Here is a 19,341-nt window from a genome sequence, read left to right as displayed (position 1 = left end):
ATCTGAAGAGTCTTGTTGCCCCATGTGTGGACGTTATGCGCTGTTTCGCTGGTCGCCGGCCTTTGCCGCCTTGCCCGGCTTCCCTGCCGACCAGCAGGCGCAATGGAATATTTCCCCCGGTGATTCGGTGCTGATGCAGCGCAACCTCGACGGCCGCCTGCAGCTGGACCGCGCCCGCTGGGGGCTGACCCCGCCGTGGCTCACCGACCTGTCGCGCACTCCGGCCCAGGGCCGCGCCGAAACCCTGGCCGAACAGCCAATGTTTCGTGATGCGCTGCGCCTGCGTCGCTGCCTGCTGCCGGCCAACGGCTTCTACGAATGGCGTGGCACGGTGCGCAAGCGGCCGTTCTGGCTGACGCCAGGGGAGGGCAGTTCGCTGTTTTTCGCGGCGGTGTGGGAGGCGTATCCGGTGCAGGAGCAGGTGTGGCTGAGCACCGCGGTGGTGACCCAGGCGGCCATGAGCCAGCGCCGGCCGTTGATTCTCGATGCCGCGGGGCAGGCAGCGTGGCTGGACCCCGCAACGCCGTTGCCGGCGCTGCAGTCGTTGCTGGCCAGCAACCCCGTCGCCTTGCGCGAGCGGCCGCTGGCCAACCTGGTGAACGATCCGAAGCTCAATGCGCCGGAGTGCTTGACCCCGGCTTAGGCGGTGCTGCTGACGCGGCCTGCCGGCCGCTGCTACACAACCTGCGTAGCAGCTGCCGAAGGCGGCGTCAGCCCACCCAGCCGCTGACCTGCATGGCCTTGTACACCGCCACCACCGCCAGCACGAAGAACGCACAGGCCGCCAGGCGACGAATCAGGGTGAGTGGCAGTTTCTCGGCGGCGAAGTTGCCCGCCAGCACCACCGGCACGTTGGCCAGCAGCATGCCCAGGGTGGTACCCAGGATCACCAGCAGCAGGTGCGGGTATTGCGCCGCCAGCATCACGGTGGCGACCTGGGTCTTGTCACCGATTTCCGCCAGGAAGAACGCGATCAGGGTGGTCAGGAACGGCCCGAACTTGCGCGCGGTGCTGGCCTCGTCGTCGTCCATCTTGTCGGGCACCAGGGTCCACAGCGCGGTGGCGGTGAAGCTGGCGGCCAGGATCCAGTGCAACGTGGCATCGGAGAAGAAACTGCCGAACCAGGCCCCCACGGCGCCGGCGGCGGCATGGTTGGCGAGGGTGGCGGCGACGATACCGGCAATGATCGGCCATGGCTTGCGGAAGCGCGCAGCCAGGATCAAGGCGAGCAATTGGGTCTTGTCGCCGATCTCCGCCAGGGCAACGATCGCGGTAGGGACAAGAAGTGATTCCAGCATCAGGATTTCCTATGGGGGCGGGTCGACACGGCTATGACACGTACAGCCTCCCCGCCCCGGGTAAGGTGTGCGTGTCATAGGTCTTGTCAAACCCTGAGCCTGTCTGATGCAGGCTGTTAGGTCGCATGCGCCATGGTCTGTGGACCAAGTATGTTGACGCATGCCATGCAAGCTGTTTGCTTGCGGGAGACTACTCCCCTAGGACGGAGCGGATTCTGCCTAGGGAATTTCATTTGGGCAAGCGAAGAATTTAATCAGCGTGTTGCCTGGTAAATCTTGAAACCCTGGCCTTCGGCGCGCACGTGGCAGCTGCCCAGGTGCTCTTCAATCAGCGGCTGGTAGCGCAGGAAGCTGTTGGCAACAATGCGCAGTTCGCCGCCTTTTTTCAGATGTTGTGCCGATTTTCGCAGCAAGTTTTCCGAAGCCTGGTAGTTGGTGTGCACCCCGGTGTGGAACGGCGGGTTGCTGACAATCGCGTCCAGGTACAGGGGCGCGGCGTCGATGCCGTCGCCGGTGATCACCTCGCCTTCCAGGCCGTTTGCCGCCAGGGTCATGCGGCTACTGGCCGCAGCGAAGGCGTCCACGTCCAGCAGGGTCAGCTGGCTGTCGGGGTAGCGACGCTTGAGGCTGGCACCCACCACGCCGGCGCCGCAGCCGAAGTCCAGCACGTGGCCGCGCGGCAGGCCGTCCAGGTGCTCCAGCAGCAGCGCGGTGCCGCGGTCGAGGCGGCCGTGGCTGAACACGCCGGGCAGGGTGATGACCGTCAGCGGGCCGTCGGCCAGGGCCAGTTCGTAGCGCTGGGCCAGGCTGTGCAGCTCGACGGCGGCGGGGGCGGCGTCGATGTTGACCTGCCACAGCTGGCAGTGGCGGGCGCTGTCCAGCTTGCGTGGCTTGCCCAGCGCCTGCAGCTGCTTGGCCGCGCCTTCGATGCCACCGCGTTTTTCCCCTACCAGGAACAGCGGCTTGCCGCCCAGGCGCGAGGCCAGGGCGTTGAGCAGGTAGTTGGCCAGCTCCCGGGACTTGGGCAGGAACAGCACGGCGGCGTCGAAGTCGCCGGCCGGCGCCTCGGTGCCGAAGTGGCTGCGGGCACCGAAGCGGGCGTTCAGGGCGTTGTGGTCGCCGGCGTGCCAGCACCAGCCGTGGGCGTCGGGCAGCGTGCCGAGCAGGTCGTCGGCGGGCAGGCCTGCCAGCAGCAGGCGGCCCTGGAACAAGTCGGCCTGGCGAAGCAGCACTTCACTGCGCGGGTCCATGGTGGGGGCTCCTGGTCAAAAACCGGCGATTCTACCAGAGCCGCCCGGGGTCAGTTGACCTGGCGCAACGGCGTGCCGCTGAAATGCGCCGTGGCGTTTTCCACCACCTGGCCGACGATGCGCTGCCGCGCCTCGCGGCTGCCCCAGGCGCTGTGCGGGGTCACGATCAGCCGCGGGATGTCGTCGGCCAGCAGCGGGTTGCCGTGCACCGGCGGTTCCACGCTGAGCACGTCGGTGGCGGCGCCGCCCAGGTGGCCGGCGCGCAGGGCATCGGCCAGTGCCTGTTCGTCGATCATGCCGCCACGGGCGGTGTTGACCACGAACGCGCCGGGCTTGAGCAGCGCCAGCTCGGCGGCGCCGATCATGTTGCGGGTGTGCTCGTTGAGGGGGCAGTGCAGGGTCAGCGCGTCGATCTGCGGCAGCAGCTCGGCCAGCGCCAGGCGGTCCTCGCGCGGCGGCCGGCCAGGCAACTGCCCCAGCAGCACGCGCATGCCGAACGCCTCGGCCAGGCGCGCCACCGCGCTGCCCAGCTCGCCGTGGCCCAGCAGGCCCAGGGTCTTGCCTTCCAGCTCGACGATGGGGAAGTCCAGCAGGCAGAACTGGCTGGAGCGCTGCCATTGGCCGGCGGCAATAGCCTTCTGGTAGTCCGGCAGGCGCGTGGCCAGGGCCAGCAACAGCATCAGCGTGTGCTGGGCCACCGACGGCGTGCCGTAGCCCTGGCAGTTGCACACGGCGATGCCGCGGGCGCGGGCGGCGGCCAGGTCGACGTTGTTGGTGCCGGTGGCCGTGATCAGGATCAGTTGCAGGTCGGGGCAGGCGGCGATGGTTTCGGCGTCCACCACCACCTTGTTGGTGATGATCACCTGGGCGTCGCGGCAGCGTTCGATGACTTCTGCGGGGCGGGTGGAACCGTGCAGGTCCAGCGGGTTGAAGGCCTGGTGCAGGGGGGTTAGGTCAAGGTCGCCCAGGTCCAGCGAGCTGTAGTCGAGAAACACGGCGCGGCGCAGATCGGTCATCGGTCGGACTCCATGTGAGGTAGGTTTCACGCAGAAAAATCCTACACGAATTTTCCGGTGGATTTGCTTTGTGAAAATTCAGTGCTAGATTTTCATGAAAATTATCCAATAAAAATTCACGGGCCGGTCCATGTTCAAACAATCCGCGCAGCACGTGCAAAGCTATTACGCCCAGACCTACCCCCAGGCGCTGCCCCTGCGCCCGCGCCTGGAAGGCACGCTTGAGGCCGATGTGCTGATCATCGGCGGCGGCTTCAGTGGCCTGCACACGGCGCTGCGCCTGGCCCTGAGTGGCAAACGGGTGGTAGTGCTGGAGGCCAGCCGCCTGGCGTGGGCGGCCTCCGGGCGCAACGGCGGGCAGGCGCTGCTGGGCTGGTCGTGCGACATGGCTCCGCTTGAGCGCGGGCTGGGCTTGGCCGGGGCGCGCGAGCTGTGGGACAGCATGGTCTGGGCCAGCCAGGAACTGCGCGAGCTGCCCGGCCGCCATGGTTTCGACGTCGACTACCGCCTGGGCAGCCTGTGGGCGGCGGTGCGCGACAGCCGCGTACAGCAGCTGCGCGACGCCCAGCGCGAGGCGCGTGAGAAGTGGGGCGACGACCAGGTGCGCTTCATCGACCGTGACGAGCTGCCCCAGTGGATCGACAGCCCACGCTACAAGGCTGCGCTGCTAGACCCGCGTGGCGCCCACCTCAACCCGCTGAAACTGGCCCAGGGCCTGGCCGCCGCCATCGAGCAGGCCGGCGGCCGCCTGTTCGAGCAGAGCCAGGTGCTGGGCTACCGTCGCCATGGTGAAGGGTTCGTCGCCCGCACCGAGCACGGTGAAGTCAGCTGCGACGTGCTGGTGCTGGCCTGCAACGCCTATCTCGACGGCCTGGACCGCAGCATTTCCAGCCGCGTACTGCCAGTGGGCTCGTACCAGGTGGCCACCGAACCGCTGGCCCCGGCGTTGGCGCAGGCGCTGCTGCCGCGCAACAGCTGCGTGATCGACAACCAGTTCGTGCCGGACTATTTCCGCCTGACCCCGGACCACCGCCTGCTGTTCGGCGGCGGCTGCACCTACCTGGGTGGCATTCCCAAGGACGTCGCCACGGCCACCCGGCCGTACCTGGAGCGCGCCTTCCCGCAGCTCAAGGGCGTGGCGCTGGACTACGCCTGGGGCGGCCATATCGACATCAGCATGAAACGCACCCCCGACGTCGGCCGCGATGGCCAGTGCTACTGGCTGCAGGGCTTCTCCGGCCACGGCGTGCTGCCCACCCTGGCGGCAGCGAAGGCGGTAACCGACGCCATCGGCGGCGACGCGCGGTTGCTGCGCCTGTACCAGGCGCTCGACAATCCGCGCTTTCCCGGTGGCCGCTGGCTGGCCGCCCCCCTGGAAGCCGCCGGCAAGGCCTGGTACCGGCTTCGTGACGTAATTTGACGGGCATCTCCCATGAACATGCAGGCAGAAATCGACAGCCTCGCGATCCTGATTCGCGACCTTCGCAAGCACAAGAACCTCACCCTGGGCGAGCTGGCCAAGCGCATCGACCGCTCGGTGGGCTTCCTGTCCCAAGTGGAGCGCGGGCTGTCGCGCCCGACGGTGGCCGACCTCACCGCCATCAGCGAGGCGCTGGGCGTGCCCACTACCTATTTCTACGCGCCGGAGCGCCCGCGGGCACGCCAGTGGGTTACCCGCCCCAGTGACCGCCGCACCCTGTACTACGCCGGCGGCATCACCGACGTGCTGGCCTCGCCGACCATCGCCGGCGGCTTTTCCATGCTTGAAAGCCACCTGGCACCGGGCGCCACCAGCGGTGACGGGCACCTCAACGACAGTTCCGAGCAGGGCGGCTTCGTGCTCGAAGGCGAGCTGACCGTATGGCTGGACGGCGACGCCGAGCCGGTGACCCTGCACGCCAACGACAGCTTCCAGCTGCCGCCCCACGCCCAGTTTCGCTACGCCAACCGTACCGACCAAGCCACCCGCGTGTTGTGGGTGTTCAACTGATCGATAACAAGGATAAAAAACGATGAGCCCCGCCACGCCCGACCTGCTCAGTGAAGTGCGCGCCTTCCGCGCCAGCCATCCGCAGGTGCGTTACGTCGACCTGATTGCCCTGGACATCCCCGGGCACTTCTACGGCAAGCGTTACCCGGTGGAGATGCTGGAGAAAGTCGCGGCCGGTGGGCCCCTCAAGCTGCCGCAGAACTGCGTGCTGCTGGGCGCCCAGGGCGGGCTGCATGCCATTGGCGACTACTGCTTCAACGACGGCGACCCGGACGCGCCGCGCCGGCTGATTCCCGGCACCCTCAAGCCGGTGAGCTGGGAAGGCCAGCCCCTGGGGCAGATGCTGATCAGCTCGGATGGCACCGCCGCGCCCATCGAGTTCGAACCGCGCGAAGTGCTGGCGCAGGTGATGCAGCGCCTGGCGCGCAAGGGCATTCGCCCGGTGGTGGCCTTCGAGCTGGAGTTCTACCTGTTCGACCGCGCGCTGAAGGACGGCCTGCCGCAATTCCCCCGCGACGCCAGCAGCGGCGATGAGGACGACCAGCCCAACATGCACATCGAGCGCCTGTCGCGCTACGCCGCGGTGCTCCATGACATGGTCGAGACCGCCAACCAGCAAGGGGTGGAGGCCAACGTCATCACCGCCGAGCTGGGCCCCGGCCAGTTCGAGATCAACTTCGCCCACTGCGACGACGGCCTGCGTGCCGCCGACTGGGCCGCGCTGTTCGCCCGCAGCACCCGCGGCGTGGCGCTCAAGCATGGGCACCGCGCCAGTTTCATGAGCAAACCCTACCTGCACGCGCCCGGCAGCGGCATGCACGTGCACGTCAGCCTCTACGACGCCGCGGGCAACAACCTGCTGGCCGCCGATGACCAGCGGCCGCTGCGCCACGCGGTGGCCGGTTGCCTGGCGCTGCTACCCCATTGCATGCCGATCTTCGCGGCCAACCACAACGCCTTCCGCCGCTATGGCGCCATGGTCAACGCCGCCAGCCGCGCCAGCTGGGGCTTCGAGGACCGCGACGCGTGCATCCGCATCCCCGAGTCCGACCCGCGCAACCTGCGCATCGAACACCGCCTGGCCGGGGCCGACGCCAACCCGTACCTGGTGCTGGCGGCCATCCTCACCGGCATGGAACACGGCCTGGAGGCGGGGCTGGAACCCATCGCCCCGCTCAATGAAAACCGCCAGAGCGGCATCGACTTTCCCAAGGACATGCTCGACGCCGTGCGCCACATGCAGGGCCATGCCGCGGTGCGCGAGGGGCTGGGTAGTGAATTTGTCATGGTTTATTGCGAAAACAAGCGCCAGGACCACCTGGCGTTCCTCGACGAGATAGCTGCGCGCGAATACCGCTGGTTCCTCTGAAAAACACGCCGCCCCGCACTGCGTAGCCGCTGCCGCAGGCTGCGCTGGCCTTGTGCCTCACTGCAGATTTCCAGTGTACACAAAGGCCAGCGCAGCCTGGCGGCAGCGGCTACAAGGGTTTTTTGTTATCTTCGGGGTTTTGTAACTGCCTATGACAAAAGCCCTTGGAGGCCCCTGATGTACTGGATGGAATTTCTCACCGTTGCGCTGATTCACCTGCTGGCCGTCGCCAGCCCCGGCCCCGATTTCGCCGTGGTGGTGCGTGAAAGCGTGACCCACGGCCGGCGCGCCGGCACCTGGACGGCCCTAGGCGTGGGCTCGGCGATTTTCCTCCACGTGGGCTATTCGCTGCTGGGCATCGGCCTGATCGTGTCGCAGTCCATCGTGCTGTTCAACGCCCTGAAATGGCTGGCCGCCGCCTACCTGCTGTACATCGGCTTCAAGGCCATTCGCGCCAAGCCCGCAGCGCCAGGCGCCGAGACCTTCAAGGCCGAGCCGCAGCAGCGCAGCCCCAAGGCCGCCTACGTCGCGGGTTTCATGACCAACGGCCTGAACCCCAAGGCCACGCTGTTCTTCCTGTCGCTGTTCACCGTGGTCATCAATCCCCACACCCCCTTGCTGGTGCAGGCAGGCTATGGTGTATATCTGGCATTCGCCACCGCGGCCTGGTTCTGCCTGGTGGCCATGTTGTTCAGCCAGCAGCGCGTGCGCGACGGCTTCGCCCGCCTGGGCCACTGGTTCGACCGTGGCATGGGCGCGGTATTGATCGCCCTGGGCGTGAAAATTGCTCTGACTGAAATGCACTGAAGCCCCCGGGGGCATGGCAGGCTGGATGCCATCATCGGAAATAATTTCCAATGATTATGCTGTGCCCCGCAGGGTCTAAAGTGTGAAAGTATTTGCCATGCATTTGCACTCAGAATAGGGATCCTCATGATGCAGACTCGCGTTATTCCGCCGGCCGATGGTGCTTACCAATACCCTCTGTTGATCAAGCGGCTGCTGATGTCGGGCAGCCGTTACGAGAAAACCCGCGAGATTGTCTACCGGGATCAGTTGCGCTACAGCTATGCAACGCTCTCCGAGCGCATCGCGCGCCTGGCCAACGTGCTGACCGAGGCGGGGGTAAAGGCGGGCGACACCGTGGCAGTGATGGACTGGGACAGCCATCGCTACCTGGAGGCCATGTTCGCCATTCCGATGATTGGCGCGGTGGTGCACACCGTCAACGTGCGGCTTTCCCCCGAGCAGATCCTGTTCACCATGAACCACGCGGTGGACAAGCTGGTGCTGGTCAACAGCGACTTCGTCGGCCTGTACCAGGCCATTGCGCCGCACCTGACCACCGTCGAGAAGACCCTGCTGCTGACCGACGGCGCGCAGAAGACCGCCGAGTTGCCCAACCTGGTGGGCGAGTACGAGCAACTGCTGGCCGCCGCCAGCCCGAAATACGACTTCCCCGATTTCGACGAGAATTCGGTGGCCACCACCTTCTACACCACCGGCACCACCGGCAACCCCAAGGGCGTCTACTTCACCCACCGCCAGCTGGTGCTGCACACCCTGAGCCTGGCCACCGTCACCGGCAGCCTCGACAGCACCCGCTTCATGGGCACCAACGACGTCTACATGCCCATCACGCCAATGTTCCACGTGCATGCCTGGGGCGTGCCCTACGTGGCCACCATGCTGGGTATCAAGCAGGTCTACCCGGGCCGCTACGAGCCGGAAATGCTGGTGGAGCTGTGGAAGCGCGAGAAGGTCTCGTTCTCCCACTGCGTGCCGACCATCCTGCAGATGCTGCTCAACTGCAAGACCGGCCAGGGCCAGGACTTCGGCGGCTGGAAGATCATCATCGGCGGCAGTTCGCTGAACCGCGCGCTGTACGAGGCCGCAAAAGGCCGCGGCATCCAGCTGACCGCCGCCTACGGCATGTCCGAGACCTGCCCGCTGATTTCCGCCGCGCACATCAACGAAGAGCTGCTGGCGGGCCTTGAAGACGAGCGCACCACCTACCGCATCAAGGCCGGCGTGCCGGTGCCGCTGGTGGAACCGGCAATCATCGACGCCGACGGCAACTTCCTTCCCCACGACGGCGAGACCCAGGGCGAGCTGGTGCTGCGCGCACCCTGGCTGACCATGGGCTACTACCGCGAGCCCGAGAAGGGCGCCGAACTGTGGAAGGGCGGCTGGCTGCACACCGGTGACGTGGCCACCCTGGACGGCAACGGCGCCATCGACATTCGCGACCGTATCAAGGACGTGATCAAGACCGGCGGCGAGTGGGTGTCGTCGCTGGAGCTGGAAGACCTGATCAGCCGTCACCCGGCGGTCAAGGAAGTGGCCGTGGTCGGCATCGCCGACGCCCAGTGGGGCGAGCGGCCGTTCGCGCTGCTGGTGGTGCGCGAAGGCCAAAGCGCCGATGCCCGCGCCCTCAAGGACCACCTGCAGCCGTTCGTCGAGCTGGGCCACATCAACAAGTGGGCCATCCCCAGCCAGATCGCCGTGGTGCCGGAAATTCCCAAGACCAGCGTCGGCAAGCTGGACAAGAAGAAAATCCGCCTCGACATCGCCGAGTGGCAGGCCAGCAACAGCAGCCTGCTGTCCACGCTGTAACGCCCGGCCCGAAGCTGCTGCCACTGGCAGCGGCTTCGGGTCTCCTACACGCTGTGCTGAACCGGCTGGCAGCCGGCCTCCTGCCACCTCCATACATTCAGTCTTTTGCCACGCAAAAGGATATGTATGGAACCTTCTTCCTCCCCATTCGCGCAGGTCACCCGCGTCGGGCTGTTCTTCGACGGCACCGGCAACAACGCGGCCAATGCGCCTTGCACTGACACCCCGCCGGGCAACCGGCGCGGCAGCCATGGCACGGCCCCCACCAATATCTTCAAACTCAGCCAGCTGTATGGCGGCCCGGGGGTACAAGCGCTGTATATCCCGGGCATCGGCACCCAGGCCGGCCAGCCTGACAGCCTGCTGGACAGCGCCCTGGGGCGCGGGCGTTCAGGCGTGCTGGCGCGGGCCGAGCAAGGGCTGAATGCCATCCGGCAGCTAAACGGCAAGCCGGTGATCGTCGACCTGTTCGGCTTCAGCCGCGGTGCCGCGGCCGCGCGCCATTGTGCCAACCTGCTGCTGCAGGTGCCGGGCGTCAGCGTTGGCTTCATCGGCCTGTTCGACACCGTGGCGGCGGTAGCGGGCCCCGTGAACCTGCAACTGCACCTGGCCCCGGCACGCTTTGCCAACGTGGTGCACCTGGTGGCGCGCGACGAGCACCGGGCGCACTTCCTCTTGGCCCAGGTGTGCGCCGGGCATGTGGAAATCGAAGTGCCGGGGGCGCATGCCGACGTCGGTGGGGGTTATTTCGCGCTGGAGCGGGAGCAGCTGTTGGTGGGGCGTATGCAGGCGCTGACGGTGGCGGCGGGCACGGCGGTCGAGGCGACCTCGATTTATCGCGAGGCCCAGCGAATCAGGGCGGGATGGTTGAGCCGGGGCTGGCCAGCGGACTGCCTCAAGGTACTGGCACCGGCACCGACCCCGGTGCTCGACCGCCAGCAGCCTGCGCAACAGCGGGTGTATGCCGGCGTGCAGCTGGAGCGCGAGGTGCGCGGGGAGTTGTCGCAGGTCTACCTGCGTGTCATGCGCGAATGGGCGGTTGCCCGTGGGGTGCCGCTGGCGCCAGTGGCGAGTGCACTGCCGGCGGAGCTTGAACCGCTGTGCCAGGGTTTCCTGCGGGGCGAATTTTCGCTGTCGCGGGTGGAGGAGGACTGGTTGCGGCTCCAGTACATCCACCTTTCGGCCCACTGGACCGCGCCGGCGATTGTGCAAGGCAATCAGCCGCGCTCGGGGGCCACGGCGTTGTATATCAATGCCCCGGCGGCGAACGGCAGGCGTGTGCGGCGGCGTTACTGACGCAGCCTGTAGCCGCGGCCGCCAGGCCGCGTCACGAGCGCCGCGTACTTCGTTTGGCTTATGACGCAGCCTTCGGCAGCTGCTACGGGGTGGGGGTGTACGGGGTAGAATGCAGGCATCGAACGGCAGCAGAAAGAACCATGAACGCTACCCACCCTACGTTGATCCGCGAAACCTTCCCGGTAGGCCCCCTGCAGTGCAACTGCACCATCATCGGCGACCCCATCAGCAAAAAGGCCATCGTCGTCGACCCGGGCGGCAGCCCCGACCTGATCATGGCACGCCTGGACGCCCATGGCCTGAAGGTGGTGAGCATCATCCACACCCATGCCCACCTGGACCACTTCCTGGCCTCGGGCCAGTTGAAGGAGAAGACTGGGGCCACGCTGCACCTGCACAAGGACGACCAGTTCCTGTGGGACAACCTGGAGATGCAATGCCAGATGTTCGGTGTGCCCTACACGCCAGTGCCGCCGCCGGACCGCTGGCTGGGCGATGACGAAGAGCTGGCCTGCGGTTGCGGCGTGGCGCTGCACACGCCGGGGCACACGCCAGGGTCGATGAGTTTCTGGTTCGCCGACGCCAAGCTGCTGATCGCCGGGGACACGCTGTTCCGCCGTGGCATCGGCCGCACGGATTTGTGGGGCGGCGATCAACGGACTATCGTTCGTTCCATCAAGGAGCGTTTGTACCGCTTGGACGAAGACGCCACGGTGGTCACCGGGCACGGCCCGGACACGCGCCTTGGGGACGAAATGCGCGAGAATCCATTTGTTCGTGTCTGAATGTTACTTCACGGAATTCTGACCATTTAAGGTGTCTAATTGGCGCAGCAGTCTGCTCGTCAACAGCCGCTGTTTTACCACTGCAAGTACAGGAGTTTCCTGAAATGTCGCGTCGCCTGATTATTGCTGCCACCGCCGTTGCCCTGCTGGCCGGCTGTGCCTCGCAAAACAACCCGTATGACAACCAGAGCCAGGGTTCTGGCGTGAACAAGACCGCCACCTACGGCGGCCTGGGCGCCCTGGCCGGCGCGGTGGCAGGTGCTGCCATCGACCACAACAACCGCGGCAAGGGCGCGCTGATCGGCGCGGCATTGGGCGGTGCCGGCGGCGCCGGTTATGGCTACTACGCCGACAAGCAGGAGAAGGCCCTGCGTGCCTCCATGGCCAACACTGGCGTGCAGGTACAGCGTGAAGGTGACCAGATCAAGCTGATCATGCCGGGCAACATCACCTTCGCCACCGACTCGTCGTCGATCGCGCCAAGCTTCTACTCGCCGCTGAACAACCTGGCTGGTTCGTTCAAGCAGTACAACCAGAACCTGATCGAGATCGTCGGCTACACCGACAGCACCGGCAGCCGCCAGCACAACATGGACCTGTCCCAGGCCCGTGCCCAGAGCGTGGCCACCTACCTGACCTCCCAGGGCGTGGACCCGTCCCACGTGTCGGTACGCGGTGCCGGCCCCGACCAGCCTATTGCCAGCAACGCCGATGCCAACGGCCGTGCGCAGAACCGCCGGGTAGAGGTCAACCTCAAGCCGCTGCCGGGTGCGCAGTACCAGCAGCAGTAAATGAAAAATCCCGCCGTGAGGCGGGATTTTTTTTGGTTTGAGGTCAGCGTTTCATCTGCTCCAGCAACTCATCCTTCGCCACCCATAGCTCGTTCACCCACTGCTGGAACTGCGCCCGGTACTGTACGTCCTGGTCGTAGCTGCGGCCGATGAACTGCGCCGGGATGGCGATCTCCTCCAACTGCACCGTCACGTTGCGCACCCGCCCGCACAGCAGGTCCCAGAACCCAGGGCGGCCGCCCGGGTAGTCGATGGTGACGTTGACGATGGACTCCAACTGCTCGCCCATGGCATCCAGCACGAAGGCGATGCCACCGGCCTTGGGCTTGAGCAGGTGCCTGAACGGCGATTGCTGCTGGGCGTGCTTGGCCGGGGTGAAGCGCGTGCCTTCGGCGAAGTTGAAGATGGCCGTGGGCTTGCCGGCGAAGCGGGCGCAGGTGCGGCGCGTGGTTTCCAGGTCCTTGCCCTGTTTCTCCGGGTGCTTGGCCAGGTAGGCCTTGGAGTAGCGTTTCATGAACGGGAAGCCCAGGGCCCACCAGGCCAGGCCAATCACGGGCACCCAGATCAGTTCCTGCTTGAGGAAGAACTTCAGCGGCCGGATGCGCCGGTTGAGCACGTACTGCAGCGCCATGATGTCGACCCAGCTCTGGTGGTTGCTGGTGATCAGGTACGAGTGCTGGTAGTCCAGCCCCTGCAGGCCACTGACCTGCCAGCGGGTGCGGCACAGCAGCTTCATCCAGCCCTTGTTCAGGGTGATCCAGGCTTCATGGATGTGACGCATCAGCACGTCGGTCACGCGCTGCGCCGCCGGGAAGGGCAGGCACAGCTTGAACAGGCTGACGATGAACAACGGGGTGCAGCACAGCACGGTGTTGCACGCCAACAACAGCGAGGCGATCACGCCTCGCACTGGCGCCGGAATCTGTTTCATGGGGTTTCCTGGTTAGCCACGCGGCGGTGAGCCTGAATGGCGGTGAGGGCGATGGTGTAGACGATGTCGTCGACCTGGGCGCCGCGCGGCAGGTCGTTGACCGGCTTGCGAAGGCCTTGCAGCATGGGGCCCAGGCTGACGCAGTCGGCGCTGCGCTGCACCGCCTTGTGGGTGGTGTTGCCGGTGTTCAGGTCGGGGAACACGAACACCGTGGCGCGCCCGGCCACCTCGCTGTTGGGGGCCAGCTGGCGGGCGATGGTCTCGTTGGCGGCGGCGTCGTATTGCAGCGGGCCGTCGATCAGCAGGTCGCGCTGGGCCTCGCGCGCCAGCAGGGTGGCTTCGCGAACTTTCTCGACGTCGTCGCCACTCGCCGAGTCGCCACTGGAATAGCTGATCATCGCCACCCGCGCGGGAATGCCGAAGGCCTCGGCCGAGTCGGCGCTCTGCCGGGCGATTTCCGCCAGCTCGCCGGCGCTGGGGTGCGGGTTCATCACGCAGTCGCCGTACACCAGCACCTGGTCGGGGAACAGCATGAAGAACACCGAGGACACCAGGCTGCAGCCCGGCGCGGTCTTGATCAGTTGCAGGGCCGGGCGGATGGTGTTGGCGGTGGAGTGCACCAGGCCCGACACCAGGCCGTCGACCTCGTCGAGGGCCAGCATCATGGTGCCGATCACCACGTTGTCTTCCAGCTGTTGCTCGGCCATGGGCGCGTTCAGGCTCTTGCTCTTGCGCAGCGCCACCATGGGTTCCACGTAGCGCTCGCGCACCACTTCCGGGTCGAGGATCTCCAGGCCCTCGGGCAGCACGATGCCCTGGGCGCTGGCCACCGCGTGCACGTCCGCAGGCTTGGCCAGCAGCACGCAACGGGCGATGCCGCGGGCCTGGCAGATAGCCGCGGCCTGCACCATCAGCGGCTCGGCACCTTCGGGCAGGACGATGCGCTTGTTGGCGTGCTGGGCGCGCTGGATCAGCTGGTAGCGGAACACCGCCGGCGACAGCCGCAGCTCGCGCGGGGTGCCGCAGCGCTGGTGCAGCCAGTGGGCGTCGAGGTGGCTGGCGACGAAGTCGGTGATGATCTCCGCGCGCTCGCGGTCATCGATGGGTATTTCCTTGTTGAGCTGGTTGAGCTGGGTGGCGGTGTCGTAGGAACCGGTGCTCACCGACAGCACCGGCAGGCCGGCCTGCAGCGCGCCGCGGCACAGCTCCATCAGGCGTGGGTCGGGCAGGGTGTCGCTGGTCAGCAGCAGGCCGGCCAGGGGCACGCCGTTGAGGGCGGCCAGGCTCACTGCCAGGATGATGTCGTCGCGGTCGCCGGGGGTCACCACCAGCACGCCGGGCTTGAGCAGCTGCAGGGTGTTGAGCACGGTGCGCGCGCAGATGATGATTTTCGACATGCGCCGGGTTTCATAGTCGCCGGCGTTGATCACCTGGGCGCCCAGCAGTTCGGCCACGTCGCGGGTGCGCGGGGCGTTGAGGTCGGCCTGGTAGGGAATGCAGCCCAGCAGGCGGAAGTCGCCACCGCGCAGCAGCGGCGAGTGTTCCTTGAGGCGCGCGGCGAAGGCTTCCAGGCTCTCGTCGGTGCGCACCTTGTTGAGGATCACCCCCAGCACCTTCGGGTCGCGCGGGCCGCCGAACAATTGCGCCTGCAGTTCCACCCTGCCGGACAGCTCGGCCAGCACTTCGGTCTCGCTGGCGGCGGACACCAGGATGACGTCGGCGTCCATGCTCTTGGCCAGGTGCTGGTTGACCCGCGCCGCGTAGCTGGCGTGGCGGGTGGGCACCATGCCCTCGACAATCAGCACGTCCTTGCCCACCGACGCCTGCTGGTACAGGGTGATGATTTCCTCCAGCAGTTCGTCCAGCTGGCCGTCGCCCAGCATGCGCTCGACGTGGGCCAGGCCCAGGGGCTTGGGCGGGTTGAGGCCGTGGGTGCGCGCCATCAGTTCGGTGGAGCGTTCCGGGCCGGTGTCGCCGGGGTGCGGCTGGGCGATGGGCTTGAAGAAACCGACGGTCAGGCCGGCGCGCTCCAGGGTGCGCACCAGGCCCAGGCTGATGGAAGTGAGGCCGACGCCGAAATCAGTTGGCGCGATAAAAAATGTCTGCATGCGAGCTTCCCGAATGAGCACTGCGCGGGCGTCGGCCTATGGCTGGCCGATCGCGAAATCAGTTGCCAAGGGTATCGTTATCCTCCAGCCGTGCACACCAGCCGCAGCGAAAGCTTTTGCCTATTTGTTGTGCACGTTGTTGCGGGTCCAGCACCCACGGGCGCGACTGCCAGGGCGGCTGGTGGCGCAGGTGCTGGGTGTGGCCGCAGGACAGCACGGCGACCCAGTCGCCGTGCGCGTCGCGGATGAAATCTACGATTGTGGTGGTGTTCATCGGTTCCGTTGGTCCGGGTTGCGTTCGCTTTCGGGCGACGCCTTGGTTACACTTGTTCGTTCTACATTCTTATGCAAAAAGGTGTCGCCCCATGCCGATCGCTGCCAACAAGGCTGTCTCCATCGACTATACCCTGACCAACGACGCTGGTGAGGTCATCGACAGCTCCGCCGGCGGCGCGCCGCTGGTGTACCTGCAAGGCGCAGGTAACATCATTCCAGGCCTGGAAAAGGCCCTGGAAGGCAAGGACGTCGGTGAAGAACTGACCGTTGCCATCGAACCAGAAGAAGCCTACGGCGAGTACTCGGCCGAACTGGTCAGCACCCTGAGCCGCAGCATGTTCGAAGGCGTCGACGAACTGGAAGTGGGCATGCAGTTCCACGCTTCCGCGCCGGACGGCCAAATGCAAATCGTCACCATCCGTGACCTGGACGGCGACGACGTCACCGTCGACGGCAACCACCCGCTGGCCGGCCAGCGCCTGAACTTCCAGGTCAAGATCGTCGCCATCCGTGACGCCAGCCAGGAAGAAATCGCCCACGGTCACGTGCACGGCGAAGGTGGTCACCACCATTAATCCGCGCGCGTAAGCCCGGATAGCCAAAAGGCGTCCGTTCGGGCCTGATGAAATCTCGCAAGAGTGCTCATCGGGCTTGGACGGGCGCCTTTTTTGTCTGCTAGTGTTTCGCACAGCGCCTTTGCGCCACAGGGATATGGAATAGGGGAGTTAGTCATGAGTATTTTCCACGACCTTAAACTGCAGGCGCTCGACGGCCAGGAACTGCCCCTGGCGCCCTTCAAGGGCAAGGTGGTGCTAGTGGTGAACGTGGCGTCCAAATGTGGCCTGACGCCGCAATACGCCGCCCTGGAGAACCTGTACCAGACCTTCAAGGACAAGGGGTTCAGCGTGCTGGGCCTGCCGTGCAACCAGTTTGCCGGCCAGGAACCGGGCAGCGAGCAGGAGATCCAGCAGTTCTGCAGCCTCAACTACGGGGTGACGTTCCCCCTGAGCGCCAAGCTGGAAGTGAACGGCCATGGCCGCCACCGCCTTTACCAGCTGCTGGCGGGCGAGGGTGCGGAGTTCCCCGGTGACATCACCTGGAACTTCGAGAAGTTCCTGGTGGGCAAGGATGGCCGCGTGCTCGCGCGCTTCTCGCCGCGCACCGCGCCGGACGACCCCACGGTGGTCCACGCCATCGAAAAAGCCCTGGGCTGAGGCCCACGTGGCCGGGCCCTCGTGCCCGGCTAGCGGCGCTTATCACTGCAATCAATAGTGCTGTCAGCCACGCTGGCGGCGTTTTATGCTGCGGGTCTTTGAGCCATCTTTCAGAGGATCTGCGCATGTCGGTCAACGCTCTGTTCAAGCCGTTCCAGTTGGGTGCCCTGCAGCTGCCGAGCCGCGTGGTGATGGCGCCCATGACCCGTTCGTTCTCGCCCGGTGGCGTGCCAACCGCCAAGGTGGTGGAGTACTACCGCCGTCGCGCCGCCGCCGGCGTCGGCCTGATCGTCACCGAAGGCACCACCGTGGGCCACAAGGCCGCCAACGGCTACCCGCACGTGCCGCGCTTCTACGGCATCGACGCGTTGGCCGGCTGGAAGCAAGTGGTGGACGCGGTGCACGCCGAGGGCGGCAAGATCGTTCCGCAACTGTGGCACGTGGGCAACGTGCGGCGCCTGGGCACCGAGCCTGACGCCGCAGTGCCGGGCTACGGCCCCCAGGGCAAGGTCAAGGACGGCAAGGTGCTGATCCATGGCATGAGCCACCAGGACATCGCCGACGTGATCGCCGCGTTCGCCCAGGCCGCTGCCGACGCCAAGGCCATCGGCATGGACGGCGTGGAGATCCATGGCGCCCACGGCTACCTGATCGACCAGTTCTTCTGGGAAGGCACCAACCAGCGCGATGACGAATACGGCGGCAGCCTGGCCAAGCGCTCGCGCTTCGCCATCGAGCTGGTCCAGGCCGTGCGCGCTGCCGTGGGGCCGGGCTTCCCGATCATCTTCCGCTTCTCGCAGTGGAAACAGCAGGACTACAGCGCGCGCCTGGTGCAGACCCCGGAAGCCCTGGGGCAATTCCTGCAGCCACTGGCCGACGCCGGGGTGGACATTTTCCACTGTTCGACGCGGCGTTTCTGGGAGCCGGAATTCGAAGGTTCCGACCTCAACCTGGCCGGCTGGACCCGCCAGCTCACCGGCAAGCCGACCATCACCGTGGGCAGCGTGGGCCTTGACGGCGAGTTCCTGCAGTTCATGGTCGACACCGACAAGGTGGCGCAGCCCGCCAGCCTGGAAAACCTGCTGCAGCGCCTGAACGCCGAGGAGTTCGACCTGGTGGCGGTGGGCCGTGCCTTGCTGGTGGACCCGGACTGGGCGGCCAAGGTGCGTGACGGCCGCGAGCAGGACATTCTGCCCTTCAGCCGGGAAGCGTTGACGAGCCTGGTTTGATCGCAAACCCGCCCATGCGTTGCGCGGCGGCCTGACAGGCGCCGCGCAGCTGGGTTTCGAATTGCTCGATGATTGCCGCCCAGCCCTGGCGGCTGGCGTGCTGGCGTGCGTTGAGGCGGATGCGGCGCAGGGTTTCGCTGTCTTCCAGCAGCCAGCCGGCGGCGTCGATGAAAGCTTCTTCGTCGCCCGGCATGGCCAGGGCGCCGTTGTGGCCGTGGCGAATGTGCTGGCCGGCGGCGGCCTCGTCGTAGGCCACAACGCCCAGGCCCGAGGCCAGGGCTTCGAGCACCACGTTGCCGAAGGTCTCGCTGAGGCTGGGGAACAGGAACACGTCGCCGCTGGCGTAGTGCATGGCCAGCTCCTCGCCCCGTTGCGCGCCACAGAAAATCGCCTCGGGCAACTCCTGCTCAAGCTGCGTCCGTTGCGGCCCATCACCGACGATCACCAAGCGCAGGCGCTGCAGCGGGTAATGCAGTTGCAGGGTCTGCAGGCTGCGCTTGAGCAGGCCGAGGTTCTTTTCCGGCGCCAGCCGGCCCACATGGATCAAGGCAATGTCGTCCGGCCCCAGCCCCCAGCTGTCGCGCAAGGCCTGGCTGCGCCGTGCCGGGTTGAACAGCTGGCTGTCCACCCCGCGCGACAGCAGCGCCAGGCGCTCGAAGCCACGGCGTTCGAGGCTGTGGCGCTGGGTGGCGCTGGGCACCAGGGTCAGTTGGGTGCGGTTGTGGAACCAGCGCAGGTAGCCGGTGAGCAGGCGTGTCAGCAGGCCCAGGCCATAGTCGCGGGTGTATTGCTGGAAATTGGTGTGGAAACCACTGACTACGGCGATCTTGAGGCGCCGCGCCGCGCGCAGGGCGTTCAGGCCCAGCGGGCCTTCGGTGGCGATGTACAGCACGTCGGGGCGCACCCGGCGCCAGCGCCGCAGCAGCTTGTGCATCGACGCCTGGCCCCATTGCAGGCCGGGGTAGCCGGGCAGTGGCCAGCCGCGGCAAAGCATCAGTTCGTCGTCTGCCCCATTCCGTTCGTCGACGTTTTGCCGTGGCCGCACGATCTCGACGTGGTGGCCGCGGGCCCGCAGGCCATCGCTCAGGCGGCCAAGGGTATTGGCCACACCGTTGATTTCGGATGGAAAGGTTTCGGTAACCAGGGTGATGCGCAGCGGTGGTGTGGTCATG

At 66.3% G+C, this 19,341-nt stretch carries 19 protein-coding genes and 1 riboswitch; of the genes, 12 read left to right on the top strand and 7 right to left on the bottom strand.

Features of this window, described 5'->3' with window-relative positions:
- The first annotated feature begins 22 nt into the window (after positions 1-22).
- Complete coding sequence (locus tag AC0Z2B_RS03205; protein ID WP_416422541.1) at positions 23-643, top strand: SOS response-associated peptidase; 621 nt, start codon at positions 23-25, stop codon at positions 641-643.
- Between the two features lie 67 nt (positions 644-710).
- Here the strand turns inward: AC0Z2B_RS03205 and AC0Z2B_RS03200 are convergent, their stop codons facing one another.
- The 3 genes from AC0Z2B_RS03200 to AC0Z2B_RS03190 all read right to left on the bottom strand — a co-directional run bounded on the left by AC0Z2B_RS03200 (position 711) and on the right by AC0Z2B_RS03190 (position 3,564).
- Positions 711-1,298: a TMEM165/GDT1 family protein gene (locus tag AC0Z2B_RS03200; protein ID WP_027979127.1), complete on the bottom strand. Its 588-nt coding sequence runs from the start codon at positions 1,296-1,298 to the stop codon at positions 711-713.
- An 88-nt stretch (positions 1,299-1,386) separates the two neighbouring features.
- A riboswitch (yybP-ykoY riboswitch) is annotated at positions 1,387-1,510 on the bottom strand.
- Positions 1,511-1,552: 42 nt separating this feature from the next.
- The gene (locus AC0Z2B_RS03195; RefSeq protein ID WP_476295097.1) at positions 1,553-2,548 is read right to left on the bottom strand and encodes a methyltransferase; all 996 of its coding nucleotides are present in this window, start codon (positions 2,546-2,548) and stop codon (positions 1,553-1,555) included.
- A gap of 50 nt (positions 2,549-2,598) precedes the next feature.
- Entirely contained in the window at positions 2,599-3,564 is a 966-nt protein-coding gene (locus tag AC0Z2B_RS03190) for a 2-hydroxyacid dehydrogenase (protein ID WP_476295095.1), read from the bottom strand.
- A 130-nt stretch (positions 3,565-3,694) separates the two neighbouring features.
- Here AC0Z2B_RS03190 and AC0Z2B_RS03185 point away from each other — a divergent pair, with 130 nt between their 5' ends.
- The 8 genes from AC0Z2B_RS03185 to AC0Z2B_RS03150 all read left to right on the top strand — a co-directional run bounded on the left by AC0Z2B_RS03185 (position 3,695) and on the right by AC0Z2B_RS03150 (position 12,411).
- A complete protein-coding gene (locus AC0Z2B_RS03185) occupies positions 3,695-4,984 on the top strand; it encodes an NAD(P)/FAD-dependent oxidoreductase (RefSeq protein WP_476295094.1) in 1,290 nt (429 codons plus the stop codon).
- A 12-nt stretch (positions 4,985-4,996) separates the two neighbouring features.
- Positions 4,997-5,554 carry a helix-turn-helix domain-containing protein gene (locus AC0Z2B_RS03180; protein WP_416422545.1) on the top strand — a complete coding sequence of 186 codons (558 nt, stop codon included), beginning with the start codon at positions 4,997-4,999 and terminating at the stop codon, positions 5,552-5,554.
- Positions 5,555-5,576: 22 nt separating this feature from the next.
- A complete protein-coding gene (locus tag AC0Z2B_RS03175; RefSeq protein WP_476295092.1) occupies positions 5,577-6,923 on the top strand; it encodes a glutamine synthetase family protein in 1,347 nt (448 codons plus the stop codon).
- 177 nt (positions 6,924-7,100) lie between these two features.
- Positions 7,101-7,730 (top strand): LysE family translocator, encoded by a 630-nt coding sequence (locus AC0Z2B_RS03170; protein WP_476295091.1) that lies wholly within the window; start codon positions 7,101-7,103, stop codon positions 7,728-7,730.
- A 126-nt stretch (positions 7,731-7,856) separates the two neighbouring features.
- The gene (locus AC0Z2B_RS03165) at positions 7,857-9,539 is read left to right on the top strand and encodes a long-chain-fatty-acid--CoA ligase (RefSeq protein ID WP_473005415.1); all 1,683 of its coding nucleotides are present in this window, start codon (positions 7,857-7,859) and stop codon (positions 9,537-9,539) included.
- A gap of 126 nt (positions 9,540-9,665) precedes the next feature.
- Positions 9,666-10,835 carry a T6SS phospholipase effector Tle1-like catalytic domain-containing protein gene (locus AC0Z2B_RS03160; RefSeq protein WP_476295089.1) on the top strand — a complete coding sequence of 390 codons (1,170 nt, stop codon included), beginning with the start codon at positions 9,666-9,668 and terminating at the stop codon, positions 10,833-10,835.
- A gap of 140 nt (positions 10,836-10,975) precedes the next feature.
- Positions 10,976-11,620: an MBL fold metallo-hydrolase gene (locus AC0Z2B_RS03155; RefSeq protein ID WP_476295088.1), complete on the top strand. Its 645-nt coding sequence runs from the start codon at positions 10,976-10,978 to the stop codon at positions 11,618-11,620.
- Positions 11,621-11,724: 104 nt separating this feature from the next.
- Entirely contained in the window at positions 11,725-12,411 is a 687-nt protein-coding gene (locus tag AC0Z2B_RS03150) for a YiaD family glycine zipper/OmpA-like lipoprotein (RefSeq protein ID WP_416422551.1), read from the top strand.
- A gap of 43 nt (positions 12,412-12,454) precedes the next feature.
- On the opposite strand, the gene AC0Z2B_RS03145 is transcribed toward AC0Z2B_RS03150, so the two are convergent.
- The 3 genes from AC0Z2B_RS03145 to AC0Z2B_RS03135 are packed head-to-tail and all read right to left on the bottom strand — an operon-like array spanning position 12,455 to position 15,724.
- On the bottom strand, positions 12,455-13,342 hold the full coding sequence (locus AC0Z2B_RS03145; protein ID WP_476295086.1) for an acyltransferase: 888 nt from the start codon (positions 13,340-13,342) through the stop codon (positions 12,455-12,457).
- Positions 13,339-15,450 (bottom strand): phosphate acetyltransferase, encoded by a 2,112-nt coding sequence (pta, locus tag AC0Z2B_RS03140; protein WP_416422553.1) that lies wholly within the window; start codon positions 15,448-15,450, stop codon positions 13,339-13,341. The genes AC0Z2B_RS03145 and pta overlap by 4 nt, the downstream gene beginning before the upstream one ends.
- Before the next feature lie 58 nt (positions 15,451-15,508).
- Positions 15,509-15,724, bottom strand: a complete 216-nt coding sequence (locus tag AC0Z2B_RS03135) for a DUF3565 domain-containing protein (RefSeq protein ID WP_476295085.1) — start codon at positions 15,722-15,724, stop codon at positions 15,509-15,511.
- Between the two features lie 91 nt (positions 15,725-15,815).
- On the opposite strand from AC0Z2B_RS03135, the gene AC0Z2B_RS03130 reads away from it, so the two are divergent.
- From AC0Z2B_RS03130 to AC0Z2B_RS03120, 3 genes are all read left to right on the top strand, one after another.
- A complete protein-coding gene (locus AC0Z2B_RS03130; RefSeq protein ID WP_268145453.1) occupies positions 15,816-16,301 on the top strand; it encodes an FKBP-type peptidyl-prolyl cis-trans isomerase in 486 nt (161 codons plus the stop codon).
- 156 nt (positions 16,302-16,457) lie between these two features.
- On the top strand, positions 16,458-16,940 hold the full coding sequence (locus AC0Z2B_RS03125; protein WP_416422554.1) for a glutathione peroxidase: 483 nt from the start codon (positions 16,458-16,460) through the stop codon (positions 16,938-16,940).
- Positions 16,941-17,065: 125 nt separating this feature from the next.
- On the top strand, positions 17,066-18,169 hold the full coding sequence (locus AC0Z2B_RS03120) for an oxidoreductase (RefSeq protein ID WP_473005418.1): 1,104 nt from the start codon (positions 17,066-17,068) through the stop codon (positions 18,167-18,169).
- Here the strand turns inward: AC0Z2B_RS03120 and AC0Z2B_RS03115 are convergent.
- Positions 18,138-19,340: a glycosyltransferase family 4 protein gene (locus AC0Z2B_RS03115; protein ID WP_476295084.1), complete on the bottom strand. Its 1,203-nt coding sequence runs from the start codon at positions 19,338-19,340 to the stop codon at positions 18,138-18,140. The two genes, AC0Z2B_RS03120 and AC0Z2B_RS03115, sit on opposite strands and share 32 nt — an antisense overlap.
- Between the last annotated feature and the right edge of the window lies 1 nt (position 19,341).

The organism is Pseudomonas sp. GYB4201 (assembly GCF_056312595.1).
Note: the sequence above shows the minus strand (reverse complement) of the source record. Positions and strands in the feature narration are given on the sequence as shown.